General features: G+C 34.5%; 19 protein-coding genes. 13 read left to right on the top strand and 6 right to left on the bottom strand.

Annotated features, from left to right (window positions below):
• Nucleotides 1-237 precede the first annotated feature (237 nt).
• Both OZP08_RS16780 and OZP08_RS16785 read left to right on the top strand, forming a co-directional pair.
• Complete coding sequence (locus tag OZP08_RS16780) at nt 238-711, top strand: Panacea domain-containing protein (RefSeq protein WP_268847253.1); 474 nt, start codon at nt 238-240, stop codon at nt 709-711.
• Nucleotides 704-1,117, top strand: coding sequence for a hypothetical protein (locus OZP08_RS16785; RefSeq protein WP_268847254.1), 414 nt, complete (start codon nt 704-706; stop codon nt 1,115-1,117). The genes OZP08_RS16780 and OZP08_RS16785 overlap by 8 nt, the downstream gene beginning before the upstream one ends.
• 201 nt (nt 1,118-1,318) lie before the next feature.
• On the opposite strand, the gene OZP08_RS16790 is transcribed toward OZP08_RS16785, so the two are convergent.
• A complete protein-coding gene (locus tag OZP08_RS16790; RefSeq protein ID WP_268847255.1) occupies nt 1,319-1,711 on the bottom strand; it encodes a helix-turn-helix domain-containing protein in 393 nt (130 codons plus the stop codon).
• A gap of 564 nt (nt 1,712-2,275) precedes the next feature.
• Here OZP08_RS16790 and OZP08_RS16795 point away from each other — a divergent pair.
• Nucleotides 2,276-3,676 carry an FAD-binding oxidoreductase gene (locus OZP08_RS16795; protein WP_281322397.1) on the top strand — a complete coding sequence of 467 codons (1,401 nt, stop codon included), beginning with the start codon at nt 2,276-2,278 and terminating at the stop codon, nt 3,674-3,676.
• Nucleotides 3,677-3,805: 129 nt separating this feature from the next.
• Nucleotides 3,806-4,327: a GNAT family N-acetyltransferase gene (locus tag OZP08_RS16800; RefSeq protein WP_268847257.1), complete on the top strand. Its 522-nt coding sequence runs from the start codon at nt 3,806-3,808 to the stop codon at nt 4,325-4,327.
• A gap of 92 nt (nt 4,328-4,419) precedes the next feature.
• On the opposite strand, the gene nagB is transcribed toward OZP08_RS16800, so the two are convergent.
• On the bottom strand, nt 4,420-6,360 hold the full coding sequence (gene nagB / locus OZP08_RS16805) for a glucosamine-6-phosphate deaminase (RefSeq protein ID WP_281322398.1): 1,941 nt from the start codon (nt 6,358-6,360) through the stop codon (nt 4,420-4,422).
• Nucleotides 6,361-6,862: 502 nt separating this feature from the next.
• Between nagB and OZP08_RS16810 the strand changes: the two genes are divergently transcribed.
• The 4 genes from OZP08_RS16810 (at nt 6,863) to OZP08_RS16825 (ending at nt 11,255) form a co-directional block, all read left to right on the top strand.
• Nucleotides 6,863-8,140 (top strand): MFS transporter, encoded by a 1,278-nt coding sequence (locus tag OZP08_RS16810; RefSeq protein ID WP_281322399.1) that lies wholly within the window; start codon nt 6,863-6,865, stop codon nt 8,138-8,140.
• A gap of 6 nt (nt 8,141-8,146) precedes the next feature.
• Nucleotides 8,147-8,920 (top strand): sulfite exporter TauE/SafE family protein, encoded by a 774-nt coding sequence (locus OZP08_RS16815; protein WP_281322400.1) that lies wholly within the window; start codon nt 8,147-8,149, stop codon nt 8,918-8,920.
• Between the two features lie 312 nt (nt 8,921-9,232).
• Nucleotides 9,233-10,651 carry an amidohydrolase family protein gene (locus OZP08_RS16820; protein ID WP_268847263.1) on the top strand — a complete coding sequence of 473 codons (1,419 nt, stop codon included), beginning with the start codon at nt 9,233-9,235 and terminating at the stop codon, nt 10,649-10,651.
• Between the two features lie 13 nt (nt 10,652-10,664).
• Nucleotides 10,665-11,255 (top strand): CHAP domain-containing protein, encoded by a 591-nt coding sequence (locus tag OZP08_RS16825; RefSeq protein ID WP_268847264.1) that lies wholly within the window; start codon nt 10,665-10,667, stop codon nt 11,253-11,255.
• A 35-nt stretch (nt 11,256-11,290) separates the two neighbouring features.
• Here OZP08_RS16825 and OZP08_RS16830 read toward each other — a convergent pair whose 3' ends face one another.
• Nucleotides 11,291-12,328, bottom strand: coding sequence for an RluA family pseudouridine synthase (locus OZP08_RS16830; protein WP_268847265.1), 1,038 nt, complete (start codon nt 12,326-12,328; stop codon nt 11,291-11,293).
• Nucleotides 12,318-12,941: a PASTA domain-containing protein gene (locus tag OZP08_RS16835; protein ID WP_281322401.1), complete on the bottom strand. Its 624-nt coding sequence runs from the start codon at nt 12,939-12,941 to the stop codon at nt 12,318-12,320. Before OZP08_RS16835 ends, OZP08_RS16830 begins: the two co-directional genes overlap by 11 nt.
• 387 nt (nt 12,942-13,328) lie before the next feature.
• On the opposite strand from OZP08_RS16835, the gene OZP08_RS16840 reads away from it, so the two are divergent.
• From OZP08_RS16840 to OZP08_RS16855, 4 genes are all read left to right on the top strand, one after another.
• The gene (locus OZP08_RS16840; RefSeq protein ID WP_268847266.1) at nt 13,329-14,300 is read left to right on the top strand and encodes a D-alanine--D-alanine ligase; all 972 of its coding nucleotides are present in this window, start codon (nt 13,329-13,331) and stop codon (nt 14,298-14,300) included.
• Between the two features lie 78 nt (nt 14,301-14,378).
• On the top strand, nt 14,379-14,957 hold the full coding sequence (locus tag OZP08_RS16845) for a TMEM175 family protein (protein ID WP_268847267.1): 579 nt from the start codon (nt 14,379-14,381) through the stop codon (nt 14,955-14,957).
• Between the two features lie 79 nt (nt 14,958-15,036).
• Nucleotides 15,037-15,501 carry a pantetheine-phosphate adenylyltransferase gene (coaD, locus tag OZP08_RS16850; RefSeq protein ID WP_268847268.1) on the top strand — a complete coding sequence of 155 codons (465 nt, stop codon included), beginning with the start codon at nt 15,037-15,039 and terminating at the stop codon, nt 15,499-15,501.
• A gap of 154 nt (nt 15,502-15,655) precedes the next feature.
• Nucleotides 15,656-16,234 (top strand): PhnA domain-containing protein, encoded by a 579-nt coding sequence (locus OZP08_RS16855; protein ID WP_268847269.1) that lies wholly within the window; start codon nt 15,656-15,658, stop codon nt 16,232-16,234.
• A 68-nt stretch (nt 16,235-16,302) separates the two neighbouring features.
• Here OZP08_RS16855 and OZP08_RS16860 read toward each other — a convergent pair whose 3' ends face one another.
• On the bottom strand, nt 16,303-16,746 hold the full coding sequence (locus OZP08_RS16860; RefSeq protein WP_268847270.1) for a hypothetical protein: 444 nt from the start codon (nt 16,744-16,746) through the stop codon (nt 16,303-16,305).
• A 261-nt stretch (nt 16,747-17,007) separates the two neighbouring features.
• Nucleotides 17,008-18,357 (bottom strand): DEAD/DEAH box helicase, encoded by a 1,350-nt coding sequence (locus OZP08_RS16865; RefSeq protein ID WP_268847271.1) that lies wholly within the window; start codon nt 18,355-18,357, stop codon nt 17,008-17,010.
• A gap of 318 nt (nt 18,358-18,675) precedes the next feature.
• On the opposite strand from OZP08_RS16865, the gene OZP08_RS16870 reads away from it, so the two are divergent.
• Nucleotides 18,676-20,406: a M14 family metallopeptidase gene (locus OZP08_RS16870; protein WP_281322402.1), complete on the top strand. Its 1,731-nt coding sequence runs from the start codon at nt 18,676-18,678 to the stop codon at nt 20,404-20,406.
• Nucleotides 20,407-20,415 lie beyond the last annotated feature (9 nt).

Here is a 20,415-nt window from a genome sequence, read left to right on the forward strand (position 1 = left end):
TTAGCTTAAGAGAAAGAAAGTTTTGTATTTGGATGATTTGGCAAATCCAAAAATAGGGCTTAATTTTTTTAATAAGTATACTTTAAATTGGTAGTGAGTATATGGTAAAGAGTCGAAGCGTTAAAAAACAACGCAAAAAATACTTAGATAATTCTTACAGTTTTTATTATTGGTTTAGTTTTAATAACTTTGCGAAAAGAAGAAAAGCAGACAGTTTTTAATCAAAACATTAATGTAATGGCTTATAGTCCAAAAAAAATTGCAGATTATTTTTTACTGAAAGGCAAAGATGACAATACTTTGACACCTATGAAGCTAATAAAGTTAGTTTATATAGCTCATGGTTGGAGTTTAGGCTTGTACAATAAAACTTTGATAAATGAACAACCACAAGCTTGGAAATTTGGGCCTGTAATTCCTAGTCTATATGATGAATTTAAAGAATTTGGGAATAAAAAAATTGAAAAACAAGTCACAGATAACCCTATTAACGACCAAGATTTAACAAAATTTCTTGATAAGATTTGGGAAGTGTACGGAAAATATACAGGAGTACAGTTAAGTGCAAAAACGCACGAACCAAACACACCTTGGTCTAAAACTTGGGAAAAAGCTAAAGAGTACTTTAATACATTTTCCTTGTCAATACCAGACGATTTAATTAGAGAACACTATTTAATGAAAATCGCTAATAATAAGCAAAATGCTTGAAAATTTATTAGATGAAATACAAGACAATGTCGTAAGCACGGATATTGACAATAGGGCTTTTAACGAAGAACAAAGCTATGAACGTAAGAGCGACCAACGTAAGCTAACTGAAATCGATATATTAAAAGCGCAAGTAAATAAATTAGAGCTTAGAAATAAAAGATATAAAGATAATACCGAATTAAGAAGAGGTTTAGCTATACTTTTTACTATAACAATTAATGCTTGGTTATTTGCTGTATTTTTAATTTTACTTACAAACACTAAGACATTAAAATTATCAGATTCCGTTTTAATTACGCTCTTAACAACTACAACAATTCAAGTTTTAGGAATGATGTATGTGATTCTTAAAAACTTATTTCCAAGCAGAAAAGATAAAAATAACCCGAACACAACCACATAAAAACAACTACCTACAACAACTACTACAACGGATTTGGGTAATTCGCTTAATGGGAAAATTATTTTGCATTTGATAGATTTGGTAAATACAAATAACGAGCTTAATTTAACCACAAAAAATTACAAACCAACAATCTAAAAAATAAAAAAAGAGACCTCAATAAGGTCTCTTTTCTGTTTTAATATATCTTTTTATAAAAGGTTATTTTCCTTTTAGTAATTGTTCTAAATATTCGACTTTATCTTTTTCAGCTTGAACTAAGCGTTCATATAATTCAACCACTTTATCTAAAGGATTAAAAGTACATGTACTTTGGGGACCAAAATTACTACTTGAAACAGCTTCATTAAAAGTATTAAAATAATTAAATACCGCTTCTTCCGAAAAATTTTTAATTGCTTCTACCGTTACACCAAGCGCCTTTGCAATCTCTGCAAGTTTTTCATCTTCTATGGTTTCGCTATTTTCCATGGCGGATATTGCCTGTTGGTTTGTTCCTAAAGCCTGCGCTAACGCTTCTTGCTTCATGTCTCGGAGTTCACGAATACGGCTGATTTTTCGCCCTATATGATTTGGTTTTGTTAATGTGCTCATAGAGTCAAAGATAATAATTAGGAATAAAAAATTAAGCAATAGGTAAAAAACATATTCAATTCGGTACGATACATTCAAAAAACGATTCTGTACGCTACCCTATCTTCTTTACTTGTGCCTAGTAAACAAAAATACAATTTAATAATAATGTTTAACATGCAAAAGCAAAAAATATGAATTGGCTTACAGTATCAAAACTGCACATAGAATTTCAAATCTTAGCAGATTTTTATGGCTCATTTTAATAGATTGGTGTTACGTTCAAAATTACGCCATACCATTACAAAATCGGCTAAATCTGTGTGCTAAAAAATTCCCACACAGATTTAGCAGATTTTTGCTGATTTGTAATACACTTTCATTAAAAACAAACATTATAAAAAAAACGAACAAATACACTTTAAAACACTGATTTTCAATAAAAATTTAAACCTCCATCACTTACAATTTCTAAATTTATTTGCGTAAATTTATGGTCCAATTTCAAAAAAAAGAATTATCGTTTTTTCTTTGCCTCATTTCAAGTTTTAACCTGCAATAATATAACTTTCTAAAAAACATATTATGCTTAATGAAACTTCTATTCAGGATTTCAGGGCTACCTTAAGAGGCGAGCTAATAGAGCCGCAAGATCAAGGTTATGAGGATGCCCGAAAAGTGTACAACGCCATGATTAGCAAACGTCCTCGCATGATTGTGCGTTGCGCAGATGTGGCAGATGTGATTCAATCAGTTAATTTTGCGAGAGAAAACAAACTACTTCTCTCCATTCGTAGCGGCGGCCACAATGCCGGTGGTTTAGGAATTTGTGATGACGGATTAGTGATTGATCTCTCACTCATAAAATACACTCGCGTTGACCCACAAGCAAAAACGGTTATGGTAGGCGCAGGTTGTGTTTGGGGAGATATTGACCATGCTACCCACGCATTCGGGATGGCGGTACCAGGCGGAATTATTTCTACAACTGGTGCTGGCGGATTGACTCTTGGCGGAGGACTGGGTTATCTCTCCCGCAAGTGTGGTTTGAGCATCGACAACTTATTATCTGCCGATATAGTGCTAGCCGACGGTAGTTTTATAACTGCAAACGCTAATCAGAATCAGGATTTATTTTGGGCTTTAAAAGGCGGTGGCGGTAACTTTGGGGTGGTAACTTCCTTTACTTTTAATCTCCATCCTATTGCAATGATTTATGGCGGCCCAATGCTATATGAATTAAGCGAAAGTGAAGCCGTAATGAAATGGTATCGCGAACTTATTAAAGATGCACCAGACGACCTCAACGGATTTTTTGCTTTTCTTACCGTTCCTCCTGTAGCTCCTTTTCCAGAGCATCTTCACCTAAAAAAAATGTGCGGAGTCGTTTGGTCCTACACAGGTTCCTTAGAAGATGGAGAAGAGGCATTCAAACCCATTCGTGCCTTCAAAACACCTGCTCTTGACTTTGTAGGTCCAATACCGCTTCCGGTTCTTCAAAGTCTCTTTGACGGATTATTGCCAACCGGTTTGCAATGGTATTGGCGTGCCGATTTTGTAAATGAGTTGAGCGATGAAGCCATTGCCAAACATATTACATTTGCCGAAGCTATGCCTACACCACTCTCTACCATGCACATGTATCCTATAAACGGCGCAGCTTCGCGAATAAGCAACGAAGCTACTGCATGGAATTACCGCGATGCTACCTGGGCAATGGTAATTGTGGGTATTGATCCCGATCCGTCTAATAAAGATATAATAACCAAGTGGACAAAAGACTATTGGGAAGCACTCCACCCCTATTCTGCTGGTGGCGCCTATGTAAATTTCATGATGGATGAAGGCGAAGATCGTGTAAAAGCTACTTATGGAGATAATTATGACCGTTTGGTAACGATTAAGAATAAATATGATCCAAATAATTTATTCAGGGTGAACCAAAACATAAAACCCTCAATGAAAGAAGCGGAAACTGTAAAATAAGGCACTAAGATACTAAGCCTCTAAGATTCTAAGTTTTTTTAGAAGATAATTTATTTAGTCTTTTAAGTATCTACTTAGAAACTTAGTGTCTTAGAAAGTTAGTATCTTAGCCTCTTAGAAACTTATACTATGCCCAAAATTGAAATTAGAAAAGCATCCTTATCCAATCTGGAAACCATTCAAGACATTAGTAAACAAACTTTCATCGAAACATTTTCAGACGTAAATACTCCCGAAAATATGGAGGAATATGTTCTTCTAAACTTCAACGCCAAACAATTATCACTAGAAATAGACAATCCCAATTCTCTATTTTACCTTGCTACTTTAGACTCTGAAACCGTTGGTTATTTAAAACTTAATTTTGGCGATGCACAAACGGAAAACGCAAATGAAAATGCCTTAGAAATTCAACGCATATATGTACTAAAGGAATTTCACGGAAAAAGAATAGGGCAATTATTACTTGACGAAGCCATAAAAGTTGCACGACAAATGGCTGTCAATTCTATTTGGTTGGGAGTTTGGGAAAAAAATTATAATGCCATTGGGTTTTATACCAAAAATGGTTTTATCACTTTCGATAAGCATTTGTTTCTTTTAGGTGATGACCCACAAACAGATTTATTAATGAAACTTGAAATCAGTTAAAAAATATTTCAGTTACATTAATCCAATTCAAAAAAAGAAAACCAATCGTGTAGCATTATACGATTGGTTTTTTATATAGAAAAACGTATTTTTTAATAATCAAAACGTTTAAAAGCTTCGATAGCTTCATATTCTGCAAGACCTAAATCATCATATATTCTTGCAGTATTTTTGTTACGATCTTCGGCTCGAACCCAAAACTCTCTGGCATCATTTCCTTGAAACATCACTCGGTCTTTTTGCGATTGGTGACACAAAATGGCTTGTCTTTTTGTTAAAACTTCGTCTGGGCTCAGCGGAACAGCCATGTCTATATCATGTACATCCCATTCGTGCCAAGCCCCTCTGTACAACCACAACCAACAATCATTCATGTAGGATTCTGATTTTAATTCCCCCATTGCCGCAAAAATGGCATTCAGACACACTTCATGCGTTCCGTGTGGATCGGCTAGATCACCTGCTGCGAATACCTGATGTGGTTTTATTTGTGCAATGATGTCTTTTACAATGGCAATGTCTTCCGCCCCCAATGGATTCTTTTGTATTAATCCGGTTTCGTAAAACGGTAAGTCCAGGAAATGTACGTTTTCATCTTTTAGCCCGATATACCTAACTGCGGCATAGGATTCTCTTCTTCTGATTAAGCCTTTCAATTTGCGAACTTCCAAAGAGTCCATTTCTCCTTGAGTTTTGGCATTCAGGGTATCAATAACCGATTGGAAATTAATTCCAGACTGATTTTCTCCCACAAAATCATTACATACTTCCGCAAATTTTAGTGCTTCATCATCAGTAACAGCAATATTTCCAGAGGTTTGATACACCACATGTACATCATGCCCTTGTTTTATTAATTTAGCAAATGTTCCTCCCATAGAAATTACGTCATCATCCGGATGCGGACTAAAAAGTATTACTCTTTTCTTTGCTGGCGTAGAACGTTCCGGTCTATTGGTGTCATCCGTATTGGGCTTCCCTCCTGGCCATCCTGTTATGGTGTGTTGCAAAACGTTGAACATATTGATGTTCAAATCATAGGATGAGCTTCCACCAGCAGCCAAAAGGTCTGACATACCATTGTTGTTGTAATCTCTATCGGTTAATTTAAGAATCGATTTGTTGCTATGTTGGCATAACCAAACTATCGCTTTGTTTTTAAGTTGCTCTGTCCAGATACATTCGCCAACCAGCCATGGTGTTTCCAAACGTGTTAATTCTGAGGCAGCACCTTCATCTAATACAAAAGTGGTATTCTTATGATTCTGCAAAAAGGTCGCTGGTACCTCAGAACTAATCTCGCCTTGGATTGTTCGTTTTATTATTGATGCTTTATTTTGTCCCCATGCCATCAATACTATTCTTTTGGATCTAAGGATTGTAGAAACTCCCATGGTTACGGCTTTTTTGGGAACGTTTCCGATTCCATTAAAATCTCCCGAAGCATCTACTCTTGTTATATGGTCCAAAGTAATGATGCGGGTTCCTGAATTGATGTGTGAACCTGGCTCGTTGAATCCTACATGTCCTGTACGCCCAATTCCCAGTAATTGAAAATCAAGCCCTCCTGCACTTTTTATCTTCAACTCATAGTCAACACAAAACTGATTCAAATCCTCAATGGCTACTGTTCCATCTGGGATATTGACATTTTCAGGTTTTATATCTACATGATTAAAAAGATGTTGGTGCATAAAGTAATGGTAACTTTGGTTACTTTCCTTTGGCATTGGGTAGTACTCATCTAAGTTAAAAGTTACAACATTGGCAAAACTTAATCCTTCTTCTTTATGCATACGAACCAATTCCTGGTATACTTTTATAGGAGATGAGCCTGTTGCCAGTCCCAGAACACAAGTCTTGCTTTTGGCTTGTTTGGAACGGATTAAATCTGCAATTTCATGAGCCACAACAATGGAAGCTTCTGCTGAATTCTTAAAAATTACATTGTGTATTTTTTCAAAACGGGTTTCTTCAAACTGTCCAGCTGTTTTGTAGCTGATATCCCTTTTTAATTCTAATTTGCTTTTCATCTCTTTATTGTTTGCTTTAATAAATTATACTACAACAACCTCGTTGGGTCAAATCCTGCTTTTATAAAATTCTCGTCTATTCGAATGATTTTTTATAGAAAATCATATCGACAACTATAAAAATCAGCATCTAAAAAACGATTCATAATCTCTTTTTTTACCTTTTTAATAAAGTAAAAAAGCTCAATCTAGCGCTTCTATATTTACACTCTAAGTGTAATGATATCACGAAACTATGGATTAAATTATTACCAAACAAGAAAAAACAATAAAAATGTGCTCGAACACACTAAATTATATCCAAACTGTTTTACAGATGTTAAAATCTTAACTATTGAATAATATAAAGTGTACCATTTTTTTACCTTTTAAACAAAGAACGAAAATTTGCACAACAAATAGCTGTCGATTATATTTGGCTATTCTTTATAAATAAAACCACCTATTTTTAGAATTGCACTACTAACTAACCAATTATTAAAACCAAAAAGACCAAAGCCTAATGAATTCTATTGCCGATCCCATAACAAAAAATTCTAAAAACATTCTCAATGCAGCCGTGATTGTAGCCGCCCTTGGCTATTTTGTAGATATCTATGATTTACTCCTTTTTGGGATTGTTCGTACGGATAGCCTCAAAGACCTTGGAATAACAGGCGATGCTGTTAGGAATCAAGGAGAGTTTCTTATCAGTATGCAAATGTTCGGAATGCTTTTTGGCGGAATTCTTTGGGGAGTTTTAGGAGATAAGAAAGGAAGAATATCCGTTTTATTTGGTTCTATAATATTGTATTCGGTTGCCAATATTGCTAACGGAATGGTAACCTCCGTAAATGGGTATGCCTTTTGGCGATTGATTGCCGGAATTGGGCTGGCAGGAGAATTGGGCGCAGGAATTACGCTGGTAACCGAAAGTTTACCCAAAGAAAAACGAGGCTACGGAACCATGATAGTCGCTTCGGTTGGAGTATCTGGAGCGGTTGCTGCCTATTTAGTGTATCAATTTTTTCAAGATTGGCGCTTGTGCTATTATGCAGGAGGAATTCTTGGGGTTTTGTTGTTGTTTCTAAGAATCAGTATCACAGAATCAAGTATGTTCAAGCAAGTGCAACAAAGTGACGAAAAGAAAGGCGATTTTTTGTCTTTGTTTACCAACTCAAAACGATTTTCAAAATACCTGCAATGCATTCTTATTGGGATTCCGCTTTGGTTTTTAGTAGGGGTTCTAATTACTTTTGCTCCCGAATTTGCTAAAGCTTTAGGCGTACAACAAGCCGAAACTATAGCTGCTGGAAAAGCAATTGCCTTTTGCTACTCCGGTTTGGTTTTTGGAGATATCGCCAGCGGATTATTTAGTCAATGGCTTAAAAGCCGAAAAAAAATCATGTGTTTGTTTTTGATTTTCAATCTAATAATGGTTTTTGTTTACCTGAATGCATTCGGGATTTCTGCTTCAACCTTTTACATACTTTGCTTTATTATGGGCTTTTCAGTGGGCTATTGGGTTTTATTTGTAACCATTGCTGCTGAGCAATTTGGAACAAACATCAGAGCTACAGTAACAACTACTGTCCCAAATTTTGTTAGAGGTTCGCTCCCGCTAATTATTTTGACCTATAGCTTTTTCCGTGACCATCTCCTCGAAGGTGACATTCTTAAATCAGGAATGATTGTTGGATCTTTATTATCTGTAATTTCATTTGCGGCTCTTTGGAATTTAAAAGAAACTTTCCATGTTGATTTGGATTACTCCGAAAAAGGCAACGAAACTTTTATCTAAAACAAAATGGAATATATAATAATTTGCCTAGCTGCCTTGATCGGTTCTGGATTGACATTATTCTCAGGATTTGGCTTGGGCACACTCCTTGTACCCGTGTTTGGATTATTCTTTCCCATAGAAATAGCAATAATACTCACAGCAATTGTTCACTTTCTCAACAACCTTTTCAAATTGATTCTGTTAGGCAAAAATGCTAATCTAAATATCGTATTGCGTTTCGGGATTCCCGCCATTCTATTTGCATTTCTTGGTGCTTACCTCCTATCATTATTAAACGATATGCAGACAATACTGGAATATAAAATAGGAAACAGTACTTTCGAGATTATGCCTATAAAATTGATTATTGGTATCGTATTGCTGTTTTTTTCCCTTTTCGAAATAACTCCAAGTTTAAGCAAATTACAGTTTGATCAAAAATATTTGCCTCTTGGCGGAATGTTAAGTGGCTTTTTTGGAGGACTTTCCGGAAATCAGGGTGCATTGAGAGCCGCATTTTTGATTCGAGCAAATCTTTCTCCACAATCGTATATTGCCACAGGAGTTATAATTGCCTGTCTAATTGATATTTCCAGACTTTTTATTTACTCAAAGGAAATAATAATTCACCATAACCAATTTGATTATCTCTTGCTGACTTCAGCAACATTATCTGCTTTTATAGGAGCATTTGTTGGCAATAAATTACTTAAAAAAGTAACTATCAAAAACCTTCAAACCTTAGTAGCTATAATGCTAATTCTTTTTGCTTTGCTCCTAATTCTCGGCGTCATTTAAAGAAATTTGTATGGTATTAAGTTCAAAATTGTGCCATATCATTACTAAATCTGATAAATCTGCGTGAAAATTTTTTAGCACGCAGATTTTCAAAAGATTTTACTTACGTGTAGTATTTATTTACATACTATTCATCAAAGTAATCAACTTTATTTAAATTACTTCACCTGTTCGCTATCGCACTTTTGGTCGGTGTTAATTTTTCTAAACAATTTGTTAAAACCCGCCTAATTAGTGGTAGGTGAAAAAAAATTAAATTTTCCAATTTTTATTTCATTTTAAATTCTACTATATTTGAATGAAATTTATACAATGAAGATATTTTTCACATTCCTTTCCTACATTTTATTCCAAGTAGGATATTCCCAATCAGCTGATCAGTATTTTGAAAAAATTAGAAATAACGAAGCTGAACTAACCGCTTTTTTTGCTCAAATGCCCAAAGGAGGTGATTTACACCACCACTATTCCGGTTCTATTTATTCCGAACCTTTATTAGCTCACGCCATTGCCGAAGATTACTACCTCAACACTCAAACCATGACAGTTAGTAAAGAAAAACAAACTGCTGGTGACTGGGTATTATTTTCGACCTTGAAAAACAACGGAGAATTAGACGCTTACAAACAAAAAATAATGCAAAAATGGTCTGTCAAAGACTATAACAATGTCGATTACCCATCGGATAAATTGTTTTTTGAATCTTTTATGAAGTTTGAACCCGCCATAAAAAACAACTTTGAAGCTGGTTTATTGGAGTTAAAAAATAGAGCCATTAAGGAAAATGTAAGTTATATTGAAACACAACTATCTACAATTCCTTGTGCGATAGAAACAAATGACTTAGCCAAATACAATACCCGATTGAGACAAATGGCGGCAAGTAAAAACGAAAAAGCCGTTATGCAATCTTTGGACTCTTTGTATGGGGTTTTCATTCAAAAAGAAGCAAAAAAATACGCCAATGATTTTAACTCCAACTTTGTTGCCAAAATGCACAAAGACCTTAAAATGGATGATAAACAATTCACGATGCGTTACCAGAATTATGTTTTGCGCTTCATGGAACCAGTAGATTTATTCAAGAATCTGGTAGTCGCTTTTATATCGGCTGATAACAGTCCGCTAATGGCAGGAGTGAATATCGTTTCTCCCGAAGATGGTGAAACCTCCATGAAAGATTATTGGTTACACATGGTTATGTTCAAATATTGCCATAGCCGTTTTCCAAAAGTAAAATACACTTTGCATGCCGGTGAACTTACACTGGGATTGGTTCAACCAGAAGAGTTGACCTGGCATATCAACGCAGCCGTTTATACCGCTGGTGCCAATAGAATTGGTCATGGAGTTGATATGGCTTACGAAGAAAAAAGCTATGATTTGATGCGATATATGGCTAAGAATAACATTCCGGTCGAAATAAATCTTGCCAGTAATGAGTTTATTTTAAAAATAAAAGAAAACCGTCATCCTATTACGTTATACAAAGAATTTGGAGTACCAATTGTCATTAGTACAGATGATGCCGGAATATTACGAACGAACATGACAGAACAGTACGTTCTATTGGCCAAAAGATATAAAACCATTTCATATACAGATATCAAACAATTCGTTTATAACAGTATCGATTATAGTTTTATCCAAGATGCTAAGGTCAAAAAACAATTAGTCCAAGATTTAGACAACCGATTCAAAACTTTCGAAGCTAATTTCCCAATGAAATAAATCTAAAGACAAAATGAAAATTAAACGATCTTATTACATTATAATAATATGCATTGCTTTCTGTTTTTCTGGCATTTGGGCTTTCAAAAAATTCAACTTTAATACAGCTTATACTATCGGTCAGCCTCTCGATAGTCTAAACGGGGTCAAGGTATATTATAATGGCGGTGTCGACAATGTTTCTGAGCGTACGCTTACAAAAGACAATTACAACCTTGGGCTTAAATATCAATGTGTCGAATTTGTAAAACGCTATTATTATGAGCGTTTCCATCACAAGATGCCTGATAGTTATGGGCATGCAAAAGACTTTTACGATGATGAACTTTCAGATGGCGCAAAAAATCAAAAACGAGATTTAATTCAATACCATAATCCAAGTAAATCAAAACCCAAAGTTGAAGATCTAATCGTATTATCAGGAACCATTTTTAATAGATTCGGGCACGTAGCCATTATATCAAAAGTAACAGATAATGAAATAGAAATCATTCAGCAAAATCCAGGTCCATTTGGCAAATCCAGAGAAACCTATTTACTTAAAAAGGAAATTGGAAATTGGAAAATTGATAATGATCGAATCCTAGGATGGTTAAGAAAATAAAAAAAGCCCCAAATTGGGGCTTTTTTATTTTATTTCTAGTCTTCTTCAGCATGATGAGATTTAGAATATCCTCTCCATTTCTCGATACAATCCTGAAAATCCTGAGGCAATTCAGTATCAAAACGCATCATTTCTCCAGTAGTAGGATGAACAAAACCTAGTGTTTTAGCATGCAGCGCCTGACGTGGCAAAGCTTTGAAACAGTTCTCGATAAACTGTTTGTATTTGGTAAAGGTTGTTCCTTTCAAAATCAAGTGACCACCATAACGCTCATCATTAAAAAGCGGATGACCAATATGCTTCATGTGGGCACGAATCTGGTGGGTTCTTCCTGTTTCCAATCGGCATGAAATCAAAGTTACATATCCAAAACGCTCCAGAACTTTATAATGTGTAATTGCTGGTTTCCCTATTTCTGGATCTGCAAAAACAGCCATTTGCATACGATCTTTTAAGTGTCTGGCTAAGTTCCCTTCAATAGTTCCTTCATCTTGTGCAACATTCCCCCAAACTAAAGCAATATATTCTCTTTCAGATGTTTTTGCTTCAAATTGTTTGGCTAAATGGGTCATAGCAGCCTCGGTTTTGGCAATAACCAATAAGCCTGAAGTATCTTTATCAATCCTATGTACCAAACCTGGACGTTCGCTACTGTTCATAGGCAAACTCTCAAAATGAAATGCCAATGCATTCACCAAAGTCCCAGTATAATTCCCATGACCGGGATGTACCACTAATCCAGCAGGCTTGTTGATGAGCAAAAGAGCATCATCCTCATATACTATATCCAGCGGAATATCCTCTGGGTCTACTCTATTTTCAAAAGGCGGATGCGACAACATCACTTGCACCACATCAAAAGCTTTAACTTTGTAATTTGATTTTACGGGCACATCATTCACAAAAATATTCCCTCCCGTAGCAGCGTTCTGTATTTTATTTCTTGTGGCGTTTTGAATCAGACTCATTAAATATTTGTCAATTCGTAAAGAAGCCTGTCCTTTAGGAACTTCAAATCTAAAATGTTCAAATAATTCTTCGTCTAATTCTAATGGTTCACTATTATTGTTCATTTGTTGGTGTTTCTTGTGCAGGGGCAGCTGTACTGTCCACTACTTCTTCTTCTTCCTGATAACTCTCTTTTCCATCACCTAAAACCAAATCAATTTTGGATGCTTTTAGGACTCTGTCTCCTACTTTTAAATTTCTTCCTTTATAACGCATTTCCAAGACCATGTCTTTTCCTAAATTAGGAACATACGTAATCGTTCCTTCTTCTAGTCCCAAAGCCTTAAGCGTTGGCACTGCCTCACGATATGTTTTATCAATTAAATCCGGAATTCGCACAGACGAAAATCCAGATGAATTTATCTTAATATATACTTTTCTACCTACTTTTACCTTTGTTCCAGGCATAGGATCTTGTTCTACAACACTAAATTTTGGATAATCTCCTCTAAAATCCACACTATCCAAAAGCTCGTAATCCAAATCCAATTCATCCAACTTTTCTTCTACTTGCTCCTCAGTCAATTTTCTCAAATCAGGAACAGCAATTTCATGTCCATGGTCTGTCGTAAATGTCAACCAATGCATGAATAAATAACCTAAAACTGCAATAATAACAAGCGCAAGGGCTACTTGTCCAAAAAATACACGACTCGTAAGATATTTTTTTAAGCTCATAAATATTTTTATTTCCCGCAAAGATAAAGCTTTTCGTTTCAAAAAAAATGATAATTTTGTTTAATAGTATTTGTCCTTCCGAGTATCACACAAGGAAGGAGCTATTCCTGCTGTACGCTTGTATCTTTTGCTCAAAAAAACATTTTTCTAAAGCATAAAAGGAGCTTCCTTTGGTCGCTCTTTTCTACTAATAAAAATTAGTTTTTTTTCACAAAAGGAAACCGCTTCCATTAGGGCTAGGGAATTCATTTTCATAACAAGATTAAATTACAAACACAGACTTCGATATCACATTATATAAAATAAACAGCTTAAAGAAAACCTGTTAGGCACCAAAAACAAAATAAAATACCCAATAGAATTCAGAATACTTTAAAACAAAAAATTATGAAAAACATTGCCATCATCATGGGCGGCTATTCAAGTGAATACAAAATATCATTGATTAGCGGAAACGTAGTTTACCAGTTTCTTGACAAAACTAAATACAAAGCCTTTCGCATCCATATCTTTAAAGAAAAATGGGTGTATGTAGATGCAAATGATACTGAATTCCCAATTGACAAGAATGATTTTTCGGTACAGGTAAACGGTGAAAAAATTAGTTTTGACTGCGTTTTCAATGCCATTCACGGAACACCGGGTGAAGATGGATTAATGCAAGCCTATTTCGAGTTATTAAACATTCCGCAAACTTCCTGCGATTATTATCAATCCGCATTAACCTTCAACAAACGTGATTTATTATCGGTATTAAAACCATACGGAATAAAAACTGCCACTTCCTATTACCTAAACAAAGGAGATATCATCAATACAGATGAAATTGTAAAAAAATTAGGTTTACCTTGTTTCGTAAAACCAAACAAAGCCGGATCTAGCTTTGGAATTTCAAAAGTAAAAACCGCTTCTGAATTGCCAATCGCCATAGAAGTAGCCTACAAAGAAGACAACGAAATCATCATAGAAAGTTTCCTTGATGGTACCGAAGTTTCTGTTGGAGTAATCAATTACAAAGGAACCATCACGGTATTACCTATAACCGAAATCGTATCTGAGAATGATTTCTTTGATTATGAAGCCAAATACCAAGGTAAATCTCAAGAAATCACACCGGCAAGAATTTCGGATGAAATGACCCAAAAAATAGGAGAAATTGCAAAACGCGCCTACGAAGTACTTAAAATGAAAGGATTCTCCAGAAGCGAATTCATTATTGTAGACGGAGAACCACACATGCTTGAAATGAATACTATTCCGGGTCTTACTACCGAAAGTTTAATCCCGCAACAAGCCAGAGCTGCCGGAATTTCATTAGAAGATCTATTCACCAATGCTATTGAGTTAGCCCTTAATTAAGTTGCTGAGATTCTGAGATACTAAATTTCTAAGCAACTTAGTATCTCAGACACTTAGAATCTTAAAATCTCAAAAGAAATGAACAAAAGCAGAATCGAAGCCTTTAGCGATGGTGTCATGGCCATAATTATCACGATCATGGTTCTGGAGATCAAAGCTCCGGAACAACCAACTTTCGAGAGTTTAATTCCTCTGATTCCTGTTTGTTTGAGTTATGTTTTGAGTTTTATATATGTGGGAATTTATTGGAACAACCACCACCACATGTTTCAAGTGGTCAAAAAAATAGATGGTTCGGTACTGTGGTATAACACTATGTTATTGTTTTGGCTATCCTTAATTCCGTTTGCCACAAGTTGGATGGGAGAACATTCATTTGCAACAATTCCCATTGCCTGTTATGGTTTCATTTTATTAATGTGTGGTGTTTCATACATATTACTACAAAATAAAATTATAAAGCTGGAAGGCAAGGAATCAGTTTTACATCATGCGGTAAAAAAAGACAATAAAGGAAAATTATCTATGGTCTGCTATACCTCGGCTATTCCGCTTGCATTTGTATCGCCCATAATCTCAGGAATCCTGTATATTTTTGTAGCATTGATCTGGATCATCCCTGACAAAAGAATTGAAAATCAAATCAATAAACTTTAAAAATAAAATCACCATGATTCCTAATCAAAAATTAGTAATAAAAATGGCGATACCCTATTCCGATAAAAAAATATCATATATGAAAAAAGCCATATTCCCTGGATCTTTTGATCCTATCACTTTAGGACACGAAGACATCATCAAAAGAGCCATTCCATTGTTTGATGAAATTGTAATTGCTATTGGAGTCAACGCCGAAAAGAAATACATGTTTACACTTGATGAAAGAAAAAAATTCATCGAAGAAACTTTCAAAGACGAACCCAAAGTTACAGTTATCACTTACGAAGGGCTAACTATCGACTTATGCCACCGAATTAAGGCCGATTTTATTCTAAGAGGCCTACGTAACCCTGCCGATTTTGAATTCGAAAAAGCCATTGCACACACCAACAGACGATTATCTAAAATAGAAACTGTGTTTTTATTGACCGCAGCACGAACTTCATACATCAGTTCAAGTATTGTAAGAGACGTAATCCGAAATCATGGTGAATACCAAATGCTTGTTCCAGAAGCAGTAAGAGTAAAACTGGATAAGTAAGATTATCAATAATCTTCGCTCCTCTCTTTTTGATTCCGCAGATGAAGATAATCAAAACAAACAATAAAACTCAATACCCAATAACCCAAAACATAAACTTGTAAAACCTACCATTTAAGCGTAATTTTGCAACCTAAAAAATACACAAATTATAATGAGCTTCGAAAGAGAATTAAATAAACGCAGCGGTTCACAATGTGAACTATGTGCTGCCACCGAAAACCTAAAAGAATACCAAGTACTTCCTACCAAAAAAGGAGGATTAGACGAAAGTATCTTTGCTTGTCCTACTTGTATCGATCAAATCGAAAACCCAGGACATGAAGACCTAAACCACTGGAGATGTTTGAATGACAGTATGTGGAGCGAACACATTCCGGTACAAGTTGTTGCTTGGAGAATGTTAAGCCGTTTACGCAAAAATGGTTGGCCTCAAGAATTGTTGGAACAAATGTATTTGGACGAAGACACTCTTGAATGGGCACAAGCCACAGGAGAAGGTGAAGATGATGAAAACAAAATCATACACCGTGATGTTAACGGAGTTATTTTGTCACATGGAGACTCAGTTGTATTAATCAAAGATCTAAAAGTAAAAGGATCCAGTATGGTTGCCAAACAAGGAACATCTGTACGCAACATCCGATTAGACCACGAAAATGCAGAATACATTGAAGGAAAAGTAGATGGACAACAAATCGTAATTATTACACAATACGTTAAGAAAATATAATTCTCAACTTATTTAAAACAAAAAAGTCCCGATTAAATCGGGACTTTTTTGTTTTAAAATCAAGCTTATTAACTTTTTTGAAATAATTTTTCAACTTGCTCTCTTGATAAAGGCTCAGAAACATTAGTTGAATTAGCAGCTTTATTAGAAACCATAAATTGTACAGTTGTCTTTTTATCTGAATTGGGAATATAATGCAACCAAACAAAATTATTAGGCAATTCTAATTTTACATCATTCAAAGGGTTTGCATTAAATCCGTTTGATATAATACCGTAAAGGCTTTGATAAGCATTATCAATATTCTTGAATGTAAAAGCCTTTAAAGATGGCTCTTCATCCTCGCTTTGAACAGTTGTATAGAAAAAGGTAAACTCATCTCCAATTTTTTGAACATAAAAATTATTATTTACTCTTCCTAATTTCTCAACAGGTACAGTTTCAACAACTTTAATTTGGCTAAAGCCAACAGAACTAATAAACATAATCGCAATCGCAATAATTTTTTTCATAATTAATTTGAGGTTTAATGATATACTTTGTAGGTAAGTATTTGGGGCAAACATACTAATAATAAAAAACAACTCTCTTTTTACGACAATTATTTATCAACATTAAATTAACTATTTTGTTTGTAAACTAAATTAGCATACCACAATAATAACACGGTTTGCAGTTTGCATAAAAACAAAAACGTCTTGATTTCTCAAGACGTTTTTGTTTTTATAATTCTGAAGTCTGTTTTCTGAAATCTGCAAACTGCAAACTGCAAACTACTCTTCCTCCTTCTTAATCACCTTTCTAGCCACTTCAATTTTAAACTTCTTTCCTTTCATTTTTTCATCTTTTATGGCATGAAGCAAACCTTTGACCTTACTGAATTTTACAGCTGCAAATGAGATAAAATCTTTTACTTCTATTAATCCCAGATCGCCTTTTTCTAATTTTCCTTTTTGAGAAAAGAAACCTACAATATCAATTTTATTCAATTTATTTTTCTTTCCACCACTAATATAAATGGTCTGAAACTCGGGTGGCTTTGGCAATGAAGTCGTATTTTCTACATTAAACACTTCCATTCCGTAATCCAGATATTCCATTTTTTTCTCACTTTCGTGAGCAATAACATAAGCCGTTCCAGATGCTAACATACGAGCTGTACGACCATTTCTGTGGGTGAATTCATCTTCCTTCAAAGGCAAATGATAATGAATTACATGTTTCATTTCGGGAATATCAAGTCCACGTGCTGCAAGATCCGTTGTGATTAAATAACTCATACTTCCATTACGAAATTGAATTAGCGAGCGTTCACGCTCATCTTGATCCATACCGCCATGATAATACGTTGCATAAATACCTTTTTCATTTAAGGTATCACTGATGCGCTCTGCAGCATCTCTATGATTACAGAAAATAATAGCCGATTGGGATTTTAAAGAACAAATCAGGTTGAATAAACTTCCCAGTTTATCTTTCTCTTTCGATACTACCATCTTGGTAGTCAAATTACTTTCTTGTTCTTCTTCGGTTGGAATAAAATCCAAAACTGTAGGATTAACAACTCTGGTATATTTTGGAATCTCAATATCAGAAGTGGCTGAAACCAGAATACGTTTATTGAGTTTGGTCAATTTACCAATGATAAAAGACATTTGCTCATGAAAACCCAATTGCAATGATTTATCAAATTCATCAAGAATTAGGGTTTGAATTTTATCTAATCTAAAAGTTCCTCTATCTATATGATCTGCAATTCTTCCTGGAGTTCCTATTAAAACAGCTGGAGGATTACTCAAATTCTTAATTTCAGTATCGATAGAATGCCCGCCATAGCACACATTTACCTTATAATCTGTACCCATTTTTTTCCAAACTTGCTCAATTTGTAATCCCAGTTCGCGTGATGGAACCAAAATTAAACATTGAACCGATAAGATTTCGGGTTGTAACATTTCTAAAATAGGCAGTAAGAATGCTAATGTTTTTCCGGATCCTGTTGGAGAAAGCAATAAAACATTATTATCATTCAAGATAGCATCTTGGGCGACTACTTGCATTTCGTTTAGGCTTTCGATACCTAAATTCAAAAGTATATTGTTGGAATGGTGTTTTTTATTCATTTTGCAAAGGTAGCTTAAAAAAAGTGTTCAATATTCATTTTTTAGAAGTCAGTAAAAAGTAAATTTAAAATTACTATAACTATCCTACACTCTAATTCAGGTACTAAGCAACTAAGTCCCAAAGATTCTCAGCTAAAGAAGAAAAAATTCACTTCCTTTATATAAACACCTGCATATTAACTCTTTATTTTCAAGATAATTATTCTACTCTTTTTAAAATTGTCTACTTAAAACTTAGTCACTTAGAATCTTAGTACCTACTTAAAAATTTAATCCAAAATTAATTACATTTGAAACCCATACATTAAAATTAGCCTTATGAAACTAATACACTTTTATTTTCTATTGATTACGGTTTCGCTTTTTGCCCAAAATAAAAATAAATACGATACTTTTTTCGAAAAAGGAAATGGAAATCAATCGGCTAATTACCAAGAAACCATGTCATATTATACACTTTTGGCACATGATTTCCCAACCATCAAAATGGAGAAAATGGGAGCCACAGATAGCGGTGAATCCTTATACATGATCACTTTTAACCCAGAGAAAAAATTCGATTTTGGGGCTATCCAAAAAAACAAAGCGGTATTACTTGTCAATAATGGCATACATGCAGGTGAACCAGACGGAATAGATGCAACCATGCAATTATTTCGAGATTTAGCTCTAGGCAAAATTAAAATCCCAAAAAACACCGTAATCGTAACTATCCCAATTTACAATATTGGAGGGGCTTTGAATAGAAATTCAACATCAAGAGTTAATCAGGAAGGTCCAGAAGAATATGGTTTTCGAGGAAATGCCAGAAATTATGATTTGAATCGGGATATGATCAAATCAGACACCCGAAATACCAAAAGTTTTGTCTCAATATTTCAAAAAATAAACCCGGACGTTTTTATAGATAACCATGTGAGTAATGGATCTGATTATCAATACAAACTCACCTACATTATGACTCAGCACAATAAATTGGGAACCATTTTAGGAGATTATATGAATACTGAAATGATGCCGTTTATTGTAAAAGATTTAGAACAAAAAAACTTCCCTACAACACCTTATGTCAATGCATTTACCGAAACTCCAGACAATGGTTTTGTACAATTTTCAGATACTCCAAGATACACCACTGGTTACACATCACTATTTAACACCATTGGCTTTGTGGTCGAAACACATATGCTAAAAAAATATGCAGATCGCGTAAAAGCCACCTATGAATACATGGTAACTACCATCGATTTTATGGATTCGAATTACAAAAAACTAAAAGAATTAAGAGCTAAAAACGAAGAACAATACAAACCCAAAAAACAATATCCAATCGAATGGAAAATAGACAGCTCTAAAACTACTACTTTCTTGTTTTCAGGATTTGAGGCTTCCTATAAAAAAAGTGAAGTTACAACTGGACAACGATTATTCTATGACAGAACAAAACCTTACAAAAAAAATATACCTTACATCAAAGAATACAAATCAGTAAAAGAAGTTACCATTCCTAAGGCATACATTATCCCAAAAGGATATTGGAATGTTATTGATTTATTGAAAAACAATAATTGTAAATACACCCAATTAAAAAATGATACTATTATAGAAATACAAAGCTATAAAATTGCCGACTATAAAACTTCAAGCCAAGCTTATGAAGGACATTATCCGCATAGAAACACAAAGCTGACAGCAACTATTCAAAAAATAGCCTTTGCCAAAGGCGATTATGTATTTCCTACTGAACAAAAAGCAGTAAAATATTTATTAGAAACCTTAGAGCCCGAAGCAGTAGACTCTTTCTTCAATTGGAACTTTTTTGACACTATTTTACAACAAAAAGAAGGATATTCAGAATATGTTTTTGAAGACTTGGCAGCTCAAATTTTAAAAGAAAATCCTAATCTAAAAACAGAATTAGCCACCAAAGTCAATAGTGATCCAGCATTTGCAAAAAATAGTGAGGCTCAATTAGACTGGGTGTATAAGCATTCTAAGTATTATGAAAAAGCCCATTTGCAATACCCTGTTTATCGATTGCTCAATTAAGAATCAAAC

The organism is Flavobacterium aestivum, from assembly GCF_026870175.2.
In the GTDB taxonomy this organism is placed as follows: Bacteria; Bacteroidota; Bacteroidia; order Flavobacteriales; family Flavobacteriaceae; genus Flavobacterium; species Flavobacterium aestivum.

Excerpts from the sequence above, each read along its gene's own strand:
- OZP08_RS16780 (WP_268847253.1), top strand. The coding sequence starts at position 238 with ATGGCTTATAGTCCAAAAAAAATTGCAGATTATTTTTTACTGAAAGGC.
- OZP08_RS16785 (WP_268847254.1), top strand. The coding sequence starts at position 704 with ATGCTTGAAAATTTATTAGATGAAATACAAGACAATGTCGTAAGCACG.
- OZP08_RS16790 (WP_268847255.1), bottom strand. The coding sequence starts at position 1,711 with ATGAGCACATTAACAAAACCAAATCATATAGGGCGAAAAATCAGCCGT.
- OZP08_RS16795 (WP_281322397.1), top strand. The coding sequence starts at position 2,276 with ATGCTTAATGAAACTTCTATTCAGGATTTCAGGGCTACCTTAAGAGGC.
- OZP08_RS16800 (WP_268847257.1), top strand. The coding sequence starts at position 3,806 with ATGCCCAAAATTGAAATTAGAAAAGCATCCTTATCCAATCTGGAAACC.
- nagB (WP_281322398.1), bottom strand. The coding sequence starts at position 6,360 with ATGAAAAGCAAATTAGAATTAAAAAGGGATATCAGCTACAAAACAGCT.
- OZP08_RS16810 (WP_281322399.1), top strand. The coding sequence starts at position 6,863 with ATGAATTCTATTGCCGATCCCATAACAAAAAATTCTAAAAACATTCTC.
- OZP08_RS16815 (WP_281322400.1), top strand. The coding sequence starts at position 8,147 with ATGGAATATATAATAATTTGCCTAGCTGCCTTGATCGGTTCTGGATTG.
- OZP08_RS16820 (WP_268847263.1), top strand. The coding sequence starts at position 9,233 with ATGAAGATATTTTTCACATTCCTTTCCTACATTTTATTCCAAGTAGGA.
- OZP08_RS16825 (WP_268847264.1), top strand. The coding sequence starts at position 10,665 with ATGAAAATTAAACGATCTTATTACATTATAATAATATGCATTGCTTTC.
- OZP08_RS16830 (WP_268847265.1), bottom strand. The coding sequence starts at position 12,328 with ATGAACAATAATAGTGAACCATTAGAATTAGACGAAGAATTATTTGAA.
- OZP08_RS16835 (WP_281322401.1), bottom strand. The coding sequence starts at position 12,941 with ATGAGCTTAAAAAAATATCTTACGAGTCGTGTATTTTTTGGACAAGTA.
- OZP08_RS16840 (WP_268847266.1), top strand. The coding sequence starts at position 13,329 with ATGAAAAACATTGCCATCATCATGGGCGGCTATTCAAGTGAATACAAA.
- OZP08_RS16845 (WP_268847267.1), top strand. The coding sequence starts at position 14,379 with ATGAACAAAAGCAGAATCGAAGCCTTTAGCGATGGTGTCATGGCCATA.
- coaD (WP_268847268.1), top strand. The coding sequence starts at position 15,037 with ATGAAAAAAGCCATATTCCCTGGATCTTTTGATCCTATCACTTTAGGA.
- OZP08_RS16855 (WP_268847269.1), top strand. The coding sequence starts at position 15,656 with ATGAGCTTCGAAAGAGAATTAAATAAACGCAGCGGTTCACAATGTGAA.
- OZP08_RS16860 (WP_268847270.1), bottom strand. The coding sequence starts at position 16,746 with ATGAAAAAAATTATTGCGATTGCGATTATGTTTATTAGTTCTGTTGGC.
- OZP08_RS16865 (WP_268847271.1), bottom strand. The coding sequence starts at position 18,357 with ATGAATAAAAAACACCATTCCAACAATATACTTTTGAATTTAGGTATC.
- OZP08_RS16870 (WP_281322402.1), top strand. The coding sequence starts at position 18,676 with ATGAAACTAATACACTTTTATTTTCTATTGATTACGGTTTCGCTTTTT.